This window comes from Lactiplantibacillus herbarum, assembly GCF_001039045.1.
GTDB classification, from domain to species: domain Bacteria; phylum Bacillota; class Bacilli; order Lactobacillales; family Lactobacillaceae; genus Lactiplantibacillus; species Lactiplantibacillus herbarum.
On sequence record NZ_LFEE01000039.1, the window covers coordinates 26569 to 29362 of the forward strand.

Genomic DNA, 2794 nt, shown 5'->3' on the forward strand with positions numbered 1-2794 from the left:
ATAGGCGGAATAGGAAGCCGGTATTACCAATAAGTTTAACTGGCACCATGTGTGACTAACCCTACTTCAAGATTTTTGTTAAGTTAGTTAAGTCGTTTTCCATACGCAGTAGGAAAACACTGGTAAATCTGCTAAAATACGGTTTAACATAACTACTATTTTAGGAGGGCCTCTACTATGTTCTACTCATTCTTCGATCCGACTTATATTCTCGTTATTATCGGCCTGGTCATCTCAATGGCCGCTTCCGGCTATGTCAACCGTACATTCCGGCATTACGACGCCTACCGTAGTCAATCCGGAACGTCTGGAACTGACGCAGCCCAATTCATTCTCAACCAGTCAGGTATCAGTGACGTGGGTGTCCAAAAGATCAGCGGTGATCTGACTGATAACTACAACGGTCAAACTAAGATTCTGAGTTTATCCGAGGCGACGGCCGATTCGACTTCGGTCGCAGCGATTGGCGTTGCAGCTCACGAATGCGGTCACGCCGTTCAAGACCACGTTGGTTACTGGCCAATGCGGTTGCGTACTGCACTAGTTCCCGCCGCTAACATTGGTTCATCACTCTCGCTCCCCCTCATCATCGTCGGAGTACTGTTGAGTTATAACCAAACGCTGATCCACATTGGGATTTTCTTATTCTCACTAGCGTTGCTCTTCCAACTAGTCACCTTACCCGTTGAATTCAACGCGTCTCGACGTGCCTTACAGATTCTATCTGACGGACAAGTCCTGACCGCTGAAGAAGTGCCCATGGTTCGCAAGGTATTAGTTGCAGCTGCCTTAACTTACGTTGCTGCAGCCCTTGCAACCTTCTTACAATTACTACGGCTGGTGCTCCTATTCACTAACCGCGATGATCGCTAAATTAAACAGTTGAGCTATTACTAGCCAAAAAGCCCACTGACCTGAGATTTCCGTCTCAAGCTAGGTGGGCTTTTCTAAATATTGTAAATAAATTGGAACCATCCATCATCAAGAACATTGGTATAACAAGCATCATAGCGATACTTTCATGGTTCTTCACACTCTTAACAAAGCTTTTATCTTTTTTTCATCACAATGAACTCGTTCAGTCACACATTCTTCACACAAGCTCGGTATGATTACATCATAGCAATTGAGGTTAACTCAACCAGCTATAACACAACCTAAAATTTTTCATTTACTCCTCCAAAGTAATGAAATTCATAGTGACATGTGATTCCCCGTCACATGTCTACCCTACTCCTTTTTCCACCGCATTCCCCGATGCGGTGGTTTTTTGATGGTATTCTATCGGCCAGACTGATTTCTAAATCAGTTATCACGTGATCACTTTTCCAGCTTTGTTTTTTTCTACAAACGCTTAACATCAGCCTTTTGAGTGCCAGATCAGGAATCTGAAAATTAGGTCACTATGTAACTTTGACCACCAGTAAACAATTTTTCAAAATATATGTCCCAGCACATGTAAATTAGTTACCTTTTAACGGTCAAACCACTATACTAAACATATAGTGACTGGACGTCTTCTTCAGCCACTCGAACCTTTTTCATTTACTCCTCCAAAGTTAATGAAAAAATGGGCTAGCTAGGCATGATACCTAGCGGCCAGATAGAAGCCTGGGGCAATCGCCCTGGGCTTCTTTATGTTCTAAATAGTTTCATCTTGCGAATAACCGGCGTATCATGACTAGAGAGATTAGGAGTGATTACCAATGAAGAAATCCCGACTACTAGTAGCGGTTGGCGCGCCCTTAGCGCTGTTTACGACCACCCTGCTAGCCAGTGAGAAGCTGTATAGCTTTGCTTTTAAACGGGTTGATTATGTCCCTGAAACATCCGCTGACAAACAAAAGTATGCCAAAGAATACTACGCCTACGTTGACTGGCTACACCGCCAGCCACAGCAGCACTGGCAACTCAATGCCGACGACGAGGCGAACCGCCTATCCGCCTTGTACGTCCCGGCAAAAACGATGAGCAATCAAACCGTTATTATTTCCCACGGCTACAAGGGCGATGGTGAAACGATGGCTAATTATGCCTATATGTTTAATCAAATGGGCTATAACGTGCTGCTTCCTGACGACCGTGGTCATGGCAACAGCGCGGGTAAGTACATCAGTTTCGGCTGGCAGGATCGTCATGACTACCTTGACTGGATCGACAAGCTGCTGCAAGTCAACGGTTCTCGTACTGACATCGTGCTCTTCGGCGTCAGCATGGGCGGTGCCACCGTTTCAATGATGAGCGGCGAACAATTACCGCAGCAGGTTAAGGCCATCATCGCGGACTGTGGCTATACCAGCGTGGAAGAAGAACTCGCCTATTTGCTAAAACGGCAATTCCATCTACCTAAATATCCGTTCGTCCCCATCGTTAGTTTTATTAATCGCCACCGAATGGGCTACTATTTAAGTGATGTCAGCTCAGTTGAACAATTGCGCCACAACCACTTACCGATCTTCTTTATTCACGGTAAAGAAGACGTCTACGTTCCCAGCTGGATGCTGAAGAAGAACTACCAGGCAACCAATAGCCCTAAGCAGATGTGGCAAGTCCCTAACGCCACCCACGCTGAGAGTTTTTGGATTGATCCCGCCGAGTACCAAAAACACGTCAGTGCCTTTTTAGACCGCTATTTACCTTCATAGACTTATGATTTACAAAAACAAACCAAATGCGCTACTTCAGCCTGTTAATCCTGCTGAAGTAGCGCATTTTTTGTTATATCTAAAGGTTAAAAATCCCAAAACACCTTAAACCATTAATCTAACAGTGAGTATTGAATGAAAATTAGTAT

General features: G+C 44.7%; 2 protein-coding genes. Both read left to right on the forward strand.

The window, feature by feature from the left end; all coding sequences use genetic code 11:
- Positions 1-177: 177 nt before the first annotated feature.
- A complete protein-coding gene (locus ACG95_RS12400; protein WP_048000825.1) occupies positions 178-873 on the forward strand; it encodes a zinc metallopeptidase in 696 nt (231 codons plus the stop codon).
- An 833-nt stretch (positions 874-1706) separates the two neighbouring features.
- Entirely contained in the window at positions 1707-2645 is a 939-nt protein-coding gene (locus tag ACG95_RS12405) for an alpha/beta hydrolase (RefSeq protein ID WP_048000826.1), read from the forward strand.
- Positions 2646-2794 lie beyond the last annotated feature (149 nt).